The organism is Streptomyces zaomyceticus, assembly GCF_014656215.1.
Taxonomy (GTDB): Bacteria; Actinomycetota; Actinomycetes; order Streptomycetales; family Streptomycetaceae; genus Streptomyces; species Streptomyces zaomyceticus.
The window spans coordinates 547,039-561,616 of sequence record NZ_BNBZ01000001.1 but is presented as its reverse complement, the minus strand read 5'-3'; the positions used below and the strand labels follow the sequence as shown (position 1 = coordinate 561,616).

Sequence of the window (14,578 nt, the reverse complement as noted above, 5' to 3'; positions counted from 1 at the left end):
CGGGCCCATGGTGAGTTTTTCGTACACGGCGGCGGACGAGGAGAAGAGCAGAGGCGTCCGCCGGATGAAGACGCTGGCGACGTCGCTGCTGCTCGCCGTGGCGGTGATCTACGCCCTGGCGACGTGGGCGGAGAACGCGGGCTGGGGGGCCTGGACGGGCTATGTCGCGGCGGCGGCGGAGGCCGGCATGGTCGGCGCGCTCGCGGACTGGTTCGCGGTGACGGCGCTGTTCCGGCACCCGCTGGGCCTGCCGATCCCGCACACGGCGATCATCCCGACGAAGAAGGACCAGCTGGGCGCGTCACTGGGCCAGTTCGTGGGCGAGAACTTCCTGTCGGCCGATGTCGTACGCGGCCGGCTGGCGGCCCTGGGCATCGGCGCCCGCCTGGGTGGATGGCTGGCGGACCCGGCCCACGCGGACCGGGTGACGGCGGAGGCGTCCACGGCCCTGCGGGGCGCACTCACGGTCCTCCGGGACGCCGACGTCCAGGCGGTCGTCGGCGAGGCGATCACCCGGCGGGCGGAGGCGGCGGAGATCGCACCGGGCCTCGGCAAGACCCTGGAGAAGATCGTCTCCGACGGGGCGCACCGCCGGGCGGTGGATCTCGTGTGCACCAGGGCGCACGACTGGCTGGTGACCCACGGCGAGTCGGTGATGGACGCGGTCCAGGGCGGGGCGCCGGGCTGGACGCCGCGCTTCGTGGACAAGCGCATCGGCGAACGCGTCTACAAGGAGCTCCTCCGCTTCGTGACGGAGATGCGGGACATGCCGGGCCACCCGGCGCGCGGCGCGATCGACCGCTTCCTCACCGACTTCGCCGCCGACCTCCAGGCGGACACGGACACCCGGGCGCGCGTGGAACGCCTGAAGTCGGAGCTGCTGGCCCGCCCCGAGGTCCAGGACATCATCGCCTCCGCCTGGTCCTCGATCCGCAACCTGATCATCGCGGCGGCCGAGGACGACCGCAGCCAGCTCCGCCTCCGCGCCCGCGCCTCCCTGATCTCCCTCGGCAAGCGCCTGTCGACGGACGCCCGCCTCCAGTCGAAGGTCGAAGGCTGGGCGGAGGACGCGGCGGCGTACGTGGTGACGACGTACCGGGGCGAGATCACGTCCCTGATCACGGACACGGTCGCGGGCTGGGACGCCACCCAGACCTCGAAGAAGATCGAGGCGAACATCGGCCGAGACCTCCAGTTCATCCGCATCAACGGCACGGTGGTGGGCGCCCTGGCGGGGCTGCTGATCTACACGGTGAGCCATGGGGTGGGGGGCTGAGGGGCAGTGCGGCGGCGGTCCGGGGGGCGGGGCCCCGGCCCGGGGGGCCTACTTCCCGCGGGTGACGGCCCAGGAGGCGGCGGCCATGCCCCCGGCGACGGAGAACACGGCGGGCCAGGCGCCGATCTTCTTCGCGAGGGGATGGGACCCGGCGAAGGCGGCGACGTAGGCGGTGCCGAGCCCGGCGGCGACCTTGGCCCCACCGACCTGCTGCCACTCCCGGGCGGCGACCCCACCGGCCAGGGCGAGCACCGCACCCCCGAGGGGCCGCTTCCTGGTCCACCGGGCAACGGCGTAACCGCCCACGAGTCCGGCGGCGGCGATGGCGGGGGAGGGGATGCGGGGCATGACGGGGCCTTTCGGTTCGACGGGTCGTCCTACGAGCCTACGAGGGGGTGTGAACGCGATCCGTGTCGGGCACGGACGTCGCCTCGGGCGGAGTGGCAGGGGCACTGGAGGGGGCGGTGGCAGGGGCGGGGGCGCATTCGGCGCAGAGGGTCTCGTCGGCGAGGGGCCGGAACAGCATGGGCTGGGTGTGAGGGCCGGAGCACTCGCGTGTGCCTTCGAGGCGGACGGAGAGCCGGATCCGGGCGGGGGTGGGCGGGGGCAGGGTCGGCAGGGTACGGGGCGGGACGTCTCGGAGGAGATAGCGAACGAGACCGCCGGGCCGGTGCACGGGCGTCCCGGTGCCGGGCAGGCCGCGCAGGACGTGCTCGTGGACGTCGGCGGACGAGTGCCCGGCGTCGAGCCAGCGGGCGGCGAGGCGGGCGAGCTCGTCGCGCATGCCGGGCGGGATGTGCCGCAGGGCGGGGGAGAGGAGGGGCAGCGCCCCGACGAGGGCGCGGGCGTCCTCGAGGTGGGGGCCGGCGGTCCGGCCGTCGGCGGGCAGGGAGGCGGGGGCAGGCTCATCGACGGCCTCGACGGCCTCGACGGCCTCGACGGCCTCGACGGCCTCGACCGACTCAGCCGACTCGGCCGCCTCGGCCGGAAGGTGGGAGGTGTCTTCCCTCAGGTATTCATCTGGATAACCGTCGGTCACCGGGGTGGTCGGCTGACCGGCGGCCGGTTTCCGGGGACTCGGTACGACCTGCGGGGATACGCGGTTCGTGCAGGTGGGGAGCGGTGACCGGGCGAGGAGGCCGGCGGCCTCGTCGGAGGTCAACGGGGTGCTGGAGACGAGCTGTTGAGTGACCCAGCGCCCGCCGGGCCCCTGAATCCGCCGCTCATGTACGAACCCCTCCTCCTTGAGCTGACGCTTGGCGCGGGTGAAGGCGCATCCCCCGATCCGGGCACGTTGGGCGGTCGTGGAGAACGACTCACGCGCGTGAGTGGGGAGGGAGAGCTGCCAGGTCAGAAGCCGAACGGCGTCGGAGGTGAGCCGAGGATGCCGAATGATCTCGTGCGAGAACTGACTGAAGGCGCGGGAGGGCGCGTTAAAGTGCCGGTAGATCACAGTGGAGTCCAGTTCCATGAGTGGTTCAGGCCCTCGCCGATGGCTGCGAACCGTCGGTGGGGGCCGTTTTGCGTGAACGTACCGCACGGGTTGTGTCCAGTTCGACACGGTGAGTGAAGATCGCCCGTGTGGGTGACTGAGGTGCGGCAGGGGGCTCGTGGGTGAGGGGCGTGGCGATGAGGACGATCGGGCTGATCGGCGGAATGAGCTGGGAGTCGACGGCGGAGTACTACCGCTTGTTGAACGAGCTCACGCGTGAGCGCCTCGGTGGGCTCCACTCGGCGCGGTGCATGCTGTACTCGGTGGACTTCGCGGAGATCGAGCGGTTGCAGGTCCAGAACCGCTGGACGGAGGCGGGCGAGATCCTGGCCGCGGCCGCTCGGGCTCTGGAGGCGGCGGGCGCGGACATGGTGCTGATCTGCACCAACACCATGCACAAGGTCGCCGACCAGGTGGAGGCGGCGGTGTCCGTCCCTCTGCTGCACCTGGCGGACGTCACCGCAGAGGCGGTGCGGGCGTCGGGCCTGCGCCGAGTCGGCCTGCTGGGCACGGCGTTCACGATGGAGCAGGACTTCTACCGAGGCGCCTGGAGGCCGGGGGACTGGATGTACGCACCCCGGAGGCCGAAGGGCGCGAGATCGTCCACCGCGTGATCTACGAGGAACTCTGCCTGGGCATCGTGCGGGAGGAGTCACGGGCCGCGTACCGGAAGGTCATCGCGGACCTGGTCGCCGACGGTGCCGAAGGCATCATCCTGGGCTGCACGGAGATCGAGCTTCTCATCGGCTCCGAGGACAGCCCGGTCCCGCTCTTCCCCACCACACGACTCCACGCGGCAGCCGCCGTGGGCGCGGCCCTTTCAGCCGAATAGCCCGGGCCACCGCGGGTCAACCGGCAACGGGAGTGCGGGCGCGGGGGGCGAGGCCCTGCGGAGCGCCGGTTGCGGCCGGGGCGCCGGGGGCGGCTGCCGGTCGGTGGGTGGGGGCGAGGCCGGGCATCGGTTGCGCGTCGGTGCGGCGCGGTCGGCGAGCGGTGGGGCTTGGCCAGTGGCGGGGACCGGTGGACGAAGTCCCATGGGTCGGGGGTGCGCGGCAGTTCGATGGGGCGGCCCGGGACCGGATGGGCGGTGAAGAGGTTGTACTGACCCTGTTCTTTGTCAGGTCTGTGCCGGCGTATGCGCAAGCGCGGCCCGGAGGATCGCTCCGGCATCGTCTGCCAAGCCCAGGGCGTGCAGCTCAACTGCGATGCGCATGACGTCCTCTTCGGCGCGGCTTCGGCCGTTGATGGCAATGACTGTGTCTGCGAGGTCATCCTGCCCGTCACGCAGCAGTGCGATGGCCGCTGCACTCTCCAGAGGGGACAGTGATGCCGCAGTGTCCTGGATGAGGGCGACCGCGTGACCGATCTGTCCGCTTCCGTGGAGAGTGGAAGCGCTGGTAGCGAGCTGCTGCGCCGCAGCCACATCACGCGCTCTCCGCTGCCGGTCCCCCGTCCCGCGGGGGACCGGCAGCGGAGTACGGTGCGTGAGAGAGGCCGGATTGCTTCCCTCCGCAGTAGCGGGTCGCGGCGAACTTATGGAGACCTGACGTGCAAGAAGCCGGCTGTTCTCGCCACGAAGCCGCTGGTTTTCGCTGAGTACCGGACCACAGTTCTGGCAGAACGTTGTCTCGGCTGACGCATGGAGCCTGCGCAGCTCCGCCGGAGAAAACATCACCGTGCCAAGTACTGCCCGTTCGGCAGCGAGTCTGTGGAGCACGAGGACCAGTTCTATGGGGGGCTTCCGGCGCCCGCTGCGGTAGCGGGAGAGTTCGCTCGGGTCCTTCTGCCACCCCTCTGACGCCAGGAGTGCCGCAGCCTCGGCCAGCGTTCTGACTGCCAGGTGCTCGTAGAGAGCAGCTATCGCCCCAGCGAGCGCCTTCCGCCCTGGTGGCAGGTCCGGCATTGCCATGGCCGTGCCCGCTGAGCTTTTTCCCGCCATGTCCATTCCTCCCGAAGGCGCGCAGTTCATTGTGCAGCAGAGGGATTTGACTACCTTGCGCGCAAAGCCAGCTGGAGGTAGACGGCGCCTCTGGCTGCCGTGCTGAATGGTTGAGTCAGCCGGAAGTCCGGCAGCGCAGGCGCTCTCAGACCTGCCCTGTCTGTTGAACGGCTCTTCAGGGTGTTCGTTGAGCGGAGGATGCAAGTGGCAGTTCCGTCGTGGCTCGACAAGTCGTTCGGCAGCAAGGTCCGTGCTGGCCTGTGGTTGGTGTCGGAGGTCGGGGAAGGCAACATCTTCACTAAGGGGCAGCTCCGGGCAGCGTTCCCGGAGGTGGCACAGATCGACCGCCGGGTGCGTGATCTGCGGGATCACGACTGGCAGATCGACACCAGGCGCGAGGACGAGTCGCTCCACCTCGACGAGCAGCGTTTTGTGAAGAAGGGGGCTGACATCTGGCTTCCCGGGCAGTCGAAGTCCCCGAAGGAGAAGTCCGGGCTGACCGCAGCTCAGCGGACCAAGGTGTTCGTGGCTGACAGCTTCCTGTGCCGGTCCTGCGGCATCGGTGCGGGCGAGTCGTTTGGCGACGGAGGCCAGGACGCGCAGCTGGACGTGGCACGGCGTCAGGTGCGGATGCCGGACGGAACAAGCGAGATCCAGCTTGTCACCGAGTGCAACAGGTGCCGGGTGGGTGGCCGCCAGCGTCAGGCGGACCTGGCCGGTGTACTGGGCAGCATCGAGCGCCTTACCCCGCTGGAGCGGAGTGTGTTCCTCGGCTGGCTGAACGCCGATCACCGCGACCCGAGCCCGCTGGAGCGGCTCTGGGGCGCATACCGCACCCTGCCCGAGCTGGCACGTGAAGCGGTACGGGACGCTGTCCACGGCACGGCCAAGTAACGAATGAGGGGAAGCAGATGAAGCAGGAATTTCCGTTGCCGCCGCGCGCTGCCGAGTTCAGCGAGCTGGTCAGGAAGCGGCTTGAGGACGTTAAGAGCGCCGGCGGAACCCGCGAAACGGTCACGGTGGACTGGAACGGCCAGGCGCTTCACTGCGAGGTGATCGACTGCCCCATCAGCTCTGTCTTTTACAACCCCGGAACTCACCGCATCTGGGCGCAGCGCAGTCACGACCCCGTCAAGGACGCGGCTCTGACCGCAGACCCCTGGACGGGAGGAAGCCAGGAGTACCTGCGGTTCCTCCTCCAGGCCGACCCGGCCGATCCCAACCGCAGGGACCCGGACTTCGACAAGCTGAAGGAGAGCCTTGAGCAGTTCGGACAGAATGATCCCGGTCTGATCACCTACAGCGGAATCCTCGTCAACGGCAACACGCGCACGGCAGCACTCCGTGAGCTGGGCCGGCAGACGATGCGGGTCGGCGTTCTGCCGGAGTCGTTCAACTGGGACGACATCAGTACCGTCGAACTGGCCCTCCAGCTGCGCCGGGACCACCGGCGGGACTACTCGTACATCAACCGTCTCCTCGCTATGGAGGAGCAGGCTGGCCTCGGCCGGACGCCCGATGCCATCGCGAAGGACTTCCGTATCCGGCCGTCCACCTACCACCAGGAGCGCTGGATCCTCGGCACGATCCGTGAGCAGATCTCGCGCAGTGCGAACGGCGGTGCGGCCGGGCTGCGACTCGTGGATTTCGAGGACCACCAGGAGAAGCTCAAGGAACTCCACCGCGCTTACGAGAAGCTTGCTTTGGTCGACCCTGACCGTGCGGACGTCCTGAAGGAACTTCGTATGGCAGCCATTGTCATGGGCTTCGCCAAGACGGACGTGCGGCATATCGATGAGGGCTTCCGTGACCGGTACCTGTCCCGGACGATGTCCCCCGACTTCAGCGGGCCGGCGGGTGAGCAGGCGGCCGTAACTGTGCCCGGCCTGGGCGGCGTGACGCTTCCTGGAGCTTCCTCCGCGGTGTCGGTGGCCCGGGCGCTGAATGACAAGGTGCTCCGTGCGAAGGCGATGGCCAGTGCCTCCAGCGATGTGGCTTCTGATCAGGACAGGAAGCAGGCTCAGGACGTCTTCCAGGAAGCGCGCGAAGCTTTCGACCAGGCGATTGACGCTGCCGGTCGTGACGCGAGGCTGAAGAAGAGGAAGCAGATGGCACCCGCCCGTATCGCGGATGCCTGCGCCGATATTGACCAGAGCGTAGTGGAACTCGTGCAGGCACGGGCCTCGCGCAGCCTTGACGAGGAAGCTTTCGACGAAGCCGTAATCAAGTTGCGCGAGAGCCTGCGCAAGCTCGCTCAGCAGGCGGGGCGGGGCACCGCGACCCCTGGTGACGGTGTGGCCTGGCTCATCGAGGCTGTTTCTCTGGAGACCTCCGGATGAGTGAGGTCACCGCGGGTATGTCGCTGCGTCTCGATTTCGATGAGACGCGCACGAAGGTCGTTCTCCGGACGACGGAAGAGCACCGGGGCGAACTCGTTCAGCTGGCCGCCCGTTTCAGGTCGGGCGGCCAGCTCGGCCCGGTAGCGGCCGTCGTCGAGCTCAATGATCTGCTGGGGGGCCTGAGTGCCCTTTCCTCCTGGCCGGACGCTTCCGGTGTCGAGTGGGCTCCGGAACTTCAGGAGCTGGTCGTTGGCGTCCTCCAGGACGCCCAGGCGGTCAAGGAACGCCTGGATGCGCCGGACCATACGGGAGAGATCCATCCGGACGAGGTTCCCTTTCTGCTGGGAGAGGAGTGGAAGGCTGATCTGAGCGATTTCCAGCGGCGTGATGTAGCCAAACTGCTCTCGCTTCAGCACGGCGCCAACTTCAGTGTTCCCGGTGCCGGCAAGACGCGCGTGGGCCTGGCCGTGTATGCCAGCCAGAAGGCACAGGGGAAGGCCAGCCGGCTACTCATCGTCTGCCCCAAGTCCGCTTACGAGTCGTGGCAGTACGAGAGCGCGGTCTGTTTCCGGCATCCGCTGCGCACGGACATCCTCGCCAAGTCGTACGACCAGTGGGCGGAGGTGCTGATCGTCAACTACGAGCGGCTGGACCGGTCGCTCACGACGCTGGCTGCATGGCTGAAGGCTGCCCCCTCTGTGATCATCCTTGACGAGGCGCACCGCATGAAGCTCGGCGCGCGGGGTACGTACGGCGCTGCCTGCATGGCCCTCGGGCCGCTCGCCAGGCGCAGGCTGATCCTTACCGGCACGCCGGCCCCCAACGGGGCCAAGGACCTGGAGAACCTGCTCGGATTTGTCTGGCCAGGGCATGGACAGCGCACGGTCACACAGGCGGTCGCCGGCGGTGACCTGGCGTACGCGAGCACCGTCCTGCGTCCCTTGTTTACCCGCACGACCAAGCAGGAGCTCGGGCTCCCGCCGATGTCGCTCCAGATGCGTTATGTGGACATGCCGCCACTGCATGAGGAGATCTACACATCACTGGTAGGAGGAGAGGCGAGCGGTGCGGCGCGCGAAGATCTCAGCGCGCTCGGGAAGACCGCGCTGCGGCTGCTGATGGCCGCAGTGTGTCCGGCGCTCCTGACCGAGGGGGCGAACCGGTACGACCCGCTTGCTTACCAGCTGCCCCCACTGGAGGTGCCGCAGGGAAGTTCGCTCTACTCCCTCATGCAGAACCTTCCGGACCACGAGATGTCGCCCAAGTACCAGGAAGCGGCGCTTATCGTGGCGGAGAATGCAGAAAAGGGACGCAAGACGCTTGTCTGGACAACTTTTGTCAGAAGTCTCGCCACGCTTGAGAAGCTCCTGGGAAAGTTTGGCCCCGCGGTGGTGTACGGAGGGACTCCCGACAGGGAAGAGCAGCTGCGCCGCTTCCGTGAAGACCCGGACTGCATGGTGCTGATCTCCAACCCGGCCACCTTGGGTGAGGGAATCAGCTTGCATCAGGTTTGCCATGACGCCGTTTATGTGGACCGGGACTTCATGGCTGGACGGTTCCTGCAGAGTATGGATCGCATCCACCGCCTCGGCCTGGCGCCTGATACGGACACGAACGCCACGGTCCTGGTGGCCCGTAACACCATCGACGAGGTGGTCATGACCCGGCTGGAACAGAAGCTGGATTTCATGGGGAAGATCCTCGATGACCCGTCCGTCCAGCAGCTTGCTGACCTGGAGGAGGAGCCGGCGGTCGCGGCGGGGCTGGCCCCGAGTGACATGGAGGCCTTGCTGAGTCACATGGGCGTGCCTCAGAGGCGCTGAGTACTCGGAGAGGTGGCGCAATCTCCGGCGGCAGTGTCACTTGGCGCTGCTTGCCGGGGCGAGTGGCGGGTGTACGAGAGATGGTCACATGTGCCGCCGCGGCGGAGCAGTACGCGGACGAGCCTGGTACCCATGCGCGGCTCACGCTCGGGCATGTGAATCCACACAAGGCCGGCGGCGGTGCGAATGCTGAAGACCTGATCACTGAATGTGCCCGGTGTGACGAGACCGTGAAGCATCTCACCGGTGTACAGATGACCAAGGGGCAGGTCTGGGACCGGGTGAAGGAGCTCCCGGTTCAGGGCAAGCGCCACGTGCTGGCCTGGATGAAGGCCGATCTCCGCCCTCTCAGCCCAGCGGAGAAGGTGTGGGGCATGTACCGGCAGCTCCCCGCAGCAGTGCGTGAAGAGTTGGAAGGCGACCTTGTATCGGTCTTGAAAAGCTGACCGCAGGAAGTGGTCGCAGGTCGGTCTCGTGCTTCCTGTCAGCGGGAGATGCGACACTTGCATGTCTGCAAGCACCGCACCTGGAGGGGTCCATGGGAACCACCGACCGCAAGCTGACCTCGATTGAGATCTGTGCGGGTGCCGGTGGCCAAGCGGTGGGGCTTCACCAGGCTGGCTTCCGGCATCTCGCGCTGGTCGAGATCGACAAGCATGCCGCTGAGACACTGCGGCACAACATCGAGAACCGGCCTGAGTGGCGCTGGGAGAAGGAGCACTGCCTGGTCCGCCAGGTAGACGTCAAGAGCTTCCGCCCCTTGGAGGAGGTTCCGGCCCCTGAATCGGATGGGGGCGAGTCTTTCCCCGAGGGCGGGGCAGGACTGCTCAGGCCGCGCCAGCTCGATCTCCTTGCTGGCGGGGTTCCCTGCCCGCCGTTCTCTGCTGCGGGCAAGCAGCTCGGCCGTGAGGACGAGCGTGATCTGTTTCCCACCATGCTCGACCTTGTTGATCAGCTCCAGCCCCGCGCGGTAATGATTGAGAATGTTCGCGGCCTGCTGGAGCCCGAGCGTAAATTCCGCTACTACCGCAACCACATCAAGAACCGGCTCCGGAAGGCCGGGTATGTGATTTGCGGCTGGCGGGTTCTGCATGCCCAGGACTTCGGGGTGCCGCAGCTCCGCCCTCGCGCAATCCTGGTTGCCATCAGGGAAGACGAGTACCGGGGCTTTTCCTGGCCGGAGCCGGAAAAGAAGATCAGGACGGTTGCTCAAGCACTGGGCCCGTCTATGGAGCGACGGCTTGGCGGTAAGGACTCTCCTCGCTACGTGGAGTGGTTGAAGAACGCGAGCCTGGGCACGGTCGCCCCCACGCTGGTGGGTGGTTCCAAGAAGCACGGCGGCGCGGACCTTGGCCCCACGAGGGCGAAGAAGGCATGGGCCGCTCTCGGCGTAGATGCCATGGGTGTAGCCAATGACGAGGACAAGATGGTCGACCCCGACCGTGACCTTGGCACTCTGGAACGAGGGCCCAAGCTCACGGTTGCGCAGGCAGCCCTGATCCAGGGCTTTCCCGAGACGTGGGAATTCAAGGGGGGCGGGAAGACTGCTCGCTACCGGCAGGTCGGGAACGCATTCCCTGCTCCGGTCGCCGCGGCGGTCGGCGAGAGCATCAGAGAAGCACTGTTGCGCACCGGCCCCCTTCATGAAGATCCCACTCCGGAGTTCGAGGCCGAAGACGACCCTTCACTCGTTGCGCCGGAGCTTCCTCTCTAGAAGCTGATTCCGGCGTTCGAGGACCGCGTGGAAAACAGCATCCGCACATTCTTCGGGGGCTTGGTGTTCCCAGAAGCGCAGAACCGTCCAGTCGGCATCAGTAAGACGACGGTCGGTGTCCCGGTCGCGGGCTATATTGCCCGCGACTTTTTCTGACCAGTATCCGGGATTTGTTTTGGGCGGGACGTAGTGCTCAGGGCAGCCGTGCCAATAGCACCCGTCGACGAAGACCGCCACCTTCGCTGGACGGAAGACGATGTCAGCCGTGCGCCGCAGATCAGGAAGGGGCCTGGCTGCTACCCGGTAGCGGAGCCCTTGGGCGTGCAGGAGCCTTCGCAGAAGCCGCTCCGGCCTGGTGTCTCGGCTCCGGATCGCCTGCATGTTGCGGCGTCTTCCTGCGGACGACGCCCAGGAACCTTCCGGAGGGACCCAGGGCCCGGCCTCGTGCATCTGCCAGTTCCTTTCGGGAGCGGCTGCTAGTTCTGTGCGCCCCCGTGGCACTCCCCGTACGTCCTCTCCGAACCGCACCAGCAGTCCTCGCTGCGCCCCGGTGGCCAAGCCGCCGCCTTGCCCCGGGCCGCCAGGGTTGTCGCGTACTGGGGGAGCAGGTCCGCGTTCGAGGGGTGGGTGGATTCCGAGGCCGCGAAGGCTTCGTATGAGGGGACCGTCGCCCGGACGATGCCCAGGTTCGGGGTGCCCGCCTGGGCGAGTTCTCGGAGTGAGGCCTCGATGTCGGTCAGGTGGGCTCTGTACGTGGGGTACTCCGCCTCCAGTTCCGGGTAGGCCGCCAGCAGCTCGTCCAGTTCCGGTTCCGGCCAGTGGAGGACCGCCACCGGGAACGGGCGGGAGAGGGCCGTGCGGTACGTGCCCAGTTCCGAGCGGAGTCTCGTGATCTCCGCCTGGAGTTCCGCCGGGTCCTCCGAGCCCAGTGACCACAGGCGCTTCGGGTCGTGGAGTTCGTCGAGGGGGACCGCCGCCGTGTGCAGGCGGTCCGCCAGGTCGTCCCCCTCGTCGTGCGGCAGGGCCAGCATCCTGCGGACGCGGTGGCGCGTCGCCAGGAGCGACTGGGTGGCGTGGGGGAGTTCCTCGGAGGTGACCAGGAGGTCCGCCGCCTCCGTCAGCGTGGACTCGGCCGCCTCCAGTTCGTCGTGGGCCTCCAGCGTCTCCGCCGCGATCTCCCACGGTGCCGCGTCCTCGGGCTTCTCCCGCCGGATGCCCTCGATGATCGCCCGGGCCTCGGCCTCGTGGCCGTACTCCCACAGGTTCGCCGCCTTCAGCGCCCTGATCAGGAGCGGGTTCCCGGGGGAGGGGGAGGAGGCGAGCAGGGTGTCGTAGAGGGCCGTCGCGGCCGGGCGGTCGCCCGCCAGTTCCAGGTGTGCCGCGGCCTGGAGGTAGAGGGGTTCCCGGTCTCCCGGGTACTGCCCGGCCGTGCGCAGCAGGCGCTCGGCTTCGGTGGCGTGGGCGGCAGGCGTGTCGGGGCGCATGCCCTCCACCGTACTGCTGTACGGGCCTGGAGAGTTGGCGCCTCAGCGCTTATCGTGCCCGCGTGCGGGCCAGGGTGGGGCAGCGGGTGCCGGTCGTCGTCCAGTCGCGAGGGCGGCGCCGTACGGGTGCCCGTGTGCTGTGGGTGTGTGCCGAGACCGTCGTCACCTGCGGGGTCGTCGTTCTTCTTCTCGTGGTCCATCAGCTCTGGTGGACCAATCAGCAGGCCCGCGCCGAGGCCGGCCGGCAGGTGCGGGTCCTGGAGCGGGAGTGGGACATCTCTCGCCCCGTCGATTCCCCCGCCGATCTCCCCGCCGGGTCCCCCACCGATTCCTCCGGCGGTGCCCCGGCGGATGTTCCGCGGGCCGAGGAGCCGTCCTCCGATTCCTCCGCCGGCGACCCGGCCGACTCCGGGACGCCCGCCCCGACTCGTACCGGGGCCCCCGCCCCGTCCTCCTCCGCCGCCTTCGCCGTTCTCCGTATCCCGCGTCTCGGTCTCACCGTTCCCGTCGCCCACGGAGTGTCCAAGCGGTCCGTGCTCGACAAGGGGTACGCCGGGCACTATCCCGGTACGGCCGCCCCCGGCCGGACCGGGAACTTCGCGCTCGCCGGGCACCGCAACACCCACGGTGAGCCCTTCCGGTACATCAACCGGCTCGTGAAGGGGGACGAGATCTCCGTGCGGACCCGGGACGCCACGTACACCTATCGGGTCGACCGGATCCTGCCGCGGACCGCTCCGCGGGACGTGGGGGTGGTGCGGGCCGTGCCCCGGTCGATCGTCAGACCCTCCTACGGGTACGACGCCCCCGGCGCCTATCTCACCCTCACCACCTGCACCCCCGAGTTCAGCAGTGCCCATCGGCTCGTCGTCTGGGCGAAGCTGGTCCCGTAGTGAGGCTCGTCCGGGTGATCGGACGCCGGCCCCACCTGCTGTGGCTTCCCCTCCCCTACCCGGAGGAGTTCACGGACGCGGCCGTCGTCCGAGAGCCAGCGTGATCCCGGCGCCGGTCAGGGCGAGCGCCGCCGAGACCAGCACGGCGATGTCCGGGCCCGTCGCCGCGAGCGCCAGCATCAGGGCCACACCCGCCGAGGAGCCGATGTAGCGCGCGGTGTTGTTCGCCCCCGAACCCATCGCCGCCCGCTCCGGCGGTACGGAGTCGACCGCGAGCCGGGGCAGCGCCGCGTTCAGGAGGCCGCTGCCCGCGCCGGCCACCACCAGACCCGGGAGCAGGCGCGGCCAGGAGCCGGCCGGACCGTCCAGGGAGCCCAGCAGGGCCAGGACTCCGGCCGCCGACAGGACGAACCCGAGCGTCAGCTGGTACGGGGCGGAGAGCCGTCCCGCGAGTCGGCGCGACTGGAGGGCCACCAGGAACGCCGTGCCCGACCAGAGCACGAACAGCCACGCCGCACCGAGCGGCGACATCCCCGGCCCGGCCCCCGTCCCCGCCTGGAGCAGCGCGGGCACCACGCTGAACAGGCCGATCACCGCCAACCCCGTGAACAACGCCCCCAGCGTCGACGCCAGGAAGGCGGGCCGCCGCAGCAGCGCCGGCTCCACCATGGGGGTACGGCTCCGATGCTCGACGGCCACGAACAGCGCCACCAGCACCAGGGACGCGAGGAGCAGCAGGGCCACGGGGAGCCGCAGCCAGCCGTCCCGGCCCAGGGTGAGGGCGGTGAGCAGCGCCGTTAGGGCCAGACCGAGGACGGTCGCGCCCGCGAGGTCCAGCCGGGGGCCCGCCGCGGCGGGTTCCGCTGTCGCGCGGTCGGGGTGGGGGTCAGTCGGGGCCGGTCCTCCTGCTGCCCGGTCCGGGTGGGAGCCCGCTCCGAGCGGGCGTTCCGCCGCTCGGTCGTCCGGCAGCGTGCGCGCGCCCACGGCCGCGATCACGAGCGCCGCGACGCCCAGCGCCTCGTACGCGAGCCGCCAGTCCACCAGGCTCAGCGTGCCCGCGAGCAGCGGGCCGAGCGCGATGCCGCCGCTGACCGACGCTCCCCATATGCCGGTGGCCCTGATCCGGTCCCGGCCCGCCGGGTACGCGTGGGCGAGCAGCCCGAGGCTGCCCGCCAGGACCGCCGCGCTTGCCGCGCCCTGGGCGATCCGGGCGGCGGTGAAGGTGAGGGTGGAGCCCGCGAGGCCGCCGAGGGCGGTCGTGAGGCCGAGGGCGAGGGTGCCGAGGAGGAAGATCCGGCGGCGCCCGTGCGCGTCGGCGAGGCTGCCGGCCACCAGGAGGAGGACGGCGAGGCCGAGGGGGGTGCCGTTGAGCAGCCAGGCCCGGGCGGAGTCCGGCGTCCCGAAGGCGGCGGCCATGTCGGGGAGGGTGAGCATCGGGGCCGTGTAGTTCATCAGCGCGACGGCGGTGGCCGCGGCGGTGACGGCGAGGGCGGCCCCGGGGCGGGTGCGGGTGGGGACGCCCCGGGGCGGGGCGGGGGTGTGGGCGGTGGGCGCGGGCTGGGGCATGGGAGACCTTTCCACCCGTCGGTTCGGTGAACGAACTCGGTGCAGACGGTCA

At 69.2% G+C, this 14,578-nt stretch carries 12 protein-coding genes and 2 pseudogenes; 8 read left to right on the top strand and 6 right to left on the bottom strand.

Annotated elements, in window-relative coordinates:
• Window position 1 precedes the first annotated feature (1 nt).
• Window positions 2–1,276 (top strand): annotated as a pseudogene (locus IE311_RS02440) (DUF445 domain-containing protein); the annotation flags it as partial.
• A gap of 48 nt (window positions 1,277–1,324) precedes the next feature.
• Here the strand turns inward: IE311_RS02440 and IE311_RS02435 are convergent.
• Both IE311_RS02435 and IE311_RS02430 read right to left on the bottom strand, forming a co-directional pair.
• The gene (locus IE311_RS02435; RefSeq protein ID WP_189829806.1) at window positions 1,325–1,624 is read right to left on the bottom strand and encodes a hypothetical protein; all 300 of its coding nucleotides are present in this window, start codon (window positions 1,622–1,624) and stop codon (window positions 1,325–1,327) included.
• A gap of 37 nt (window positions 1,625–1,661) precedes the next feature.
• Entirely contained in the window at window positions 1,662–2,747 is a 1,086-nt protein-coding gene (locus IE311_RS02430) for a hypothetical protein (RefSeq protein WP_189829805.1), read from the bottom strand.
• Between the two features lie 158 nt (window positions 2,748–2,905).
• On the opposite strand from IE311_RS02430, the pseudogene IE311_RS02425 reads away from it, so the two are divergent.
• Window positions 2,906–3,600, top strand: a pseudogene (locus IE311_RS02425) (aspartate/glutamate racemase family protein).
• A 285-nt stretch (window positions 3,601–3,885) separates the two neighbouring features.
• Here the strand turns inward: IE311_RS02425 and IE311_RS02420 are convergent.
• Window positions 3,886–4,191, bottom strand: coding sequence for a hypothetical protein (locus IE311_RS02420; RefSeq protein WP_189829804.1), 306 nt, complete (start codon window positions 4,189–4,191; stop codon window positions 3,886–3,888).
• A gap of 714 nt (window positions 4,192–4,905) precedes the next feature.
• Here IE311_RS02420 and IE311_RS02415 point away from each other — a divergent pair.
• The 5 genes from IE311_RS02415 (at window position 4,906) to IE311_RS02395 (ending at window position 10,583) form a co-directional block, all read left to right on the top strand.
• Window positions 4,906–5,601: a hypothetical protein gene (locus tag IE311_RS02415; protein ID WP_189829803.1), complete on the top strand. Its 696-nt coding sequence runs from the start codon at window positions 4,906–4,908 to the stop codon at window positions 5,599–5,601.
• A 17-nt stretch (window positions 5,602–5,618) separates the two neighbouring features.
• Window positions 5,619–7,046, top strand: coding sequence for a ParB N-terminal domain-containing protein (locus IE311_RS02410; RefSeq protein ID WP_189829802.1), 1,428 nt, complete (start codon window positions 5,619–5,621; stop codon window positions 7,044–7,046).
• Complete coding sequence (locus IE311_RS02405) at window positions 7,043–8,869, top strand: DEAD/DEAH box helicase (protein ID WP_189829801.1); 1,827 nt, start codon at window positions 7,043–7,045, stop codon at window positions 8,867–8,869. Before IE311_RS02410 ends, IE311_RS02405 begins: the two co-directional genes overlap by 4 nt.
• A 155-nt stretch (window positions 8,870–9,024) precedes the next feature.
• Window positions 9,025–9,315, top strand: a complete 291-nt coding sequence (locus tag IE311_RS02400) for a hypothetical protein (protein ID WP_189829800.1) — start codon at window positions 9,025–9,027, stop codon at window positions 9,313–9,315.
• A 92-nt stretch (window positions 9,316–9,407) separates the two neighbouring features.
• On the top strand, window positions 9,408–10,583 hold the full coding sequence (locus IE311_RS02395) for a DNA cytosine methyltransferase (protein ID WP_189829799.1): 1,176 nt from the start codon (window positions 9,408–9,410) through the stop codon (window positions 10,581–10,583).
• Here the strand turns inward: IE311_RS02395 and IE311_RS02390 are convergent.
• Complete coding sequence (locus tag IE311_RS02390; RefSeq protein ID WP_189829798.1) at window positions 10,554–11,033, bottom strand: very short patch repair endonuclease; 480 nt, start codon at window positions 11,031–11,033, stop codon at window positions 10,554–10,556. The genes IE311_RS02395 and IE311_RS02390 overlap by 30 nt on opposite strands.
• Before the next feature lie 26 nt (window positions 11,034–11,059).
• Entirely contained in the window at window positions 11,060–12,067 is a 1,008-nt protein-coding gene (locus IE311_RS02385; RefSeq protein ID WP_189829797.1) for an SEC-C domain-containing protein, read from the bottom strand.
• 62 nt (window positions 12,068–12,129) lie between these two features.
• Here IE311_RS02385 and IE311_RS02380 point away from each other — a divergent pair, with 62 nt between their 5' ends.
• The gene (locus tag IE311_RS02380; RefSeq protein ID WP_189829796.1) at window positions 12,130–12,960 is read left to right on the top strand and encodes a class E sortase; all 831 of its coding nucleotides are present in this window, start codon (window positions 12,130–12,132) and stop codon (window positions 12,958–12,960) included.
• 69 nt (window positions 12,961–13,029) lie between these two features.
• On the opposite strand, the gene IE311_RS02375 is transcribed toward IE311_RS02380, so the two are convergent.
• Window positions 13,030–14,526, bottom strand: a complete 1,497-nt coding sequence (locus tag IE311_RS02375) for an MFS transporter (protein WP_189829795.1) — start codon at window positions 14,524–14,526, stop codon at window positions 13,030–13,032.
• Window positions 14,527–14,578: the final 52 nt, after the last annotated feature.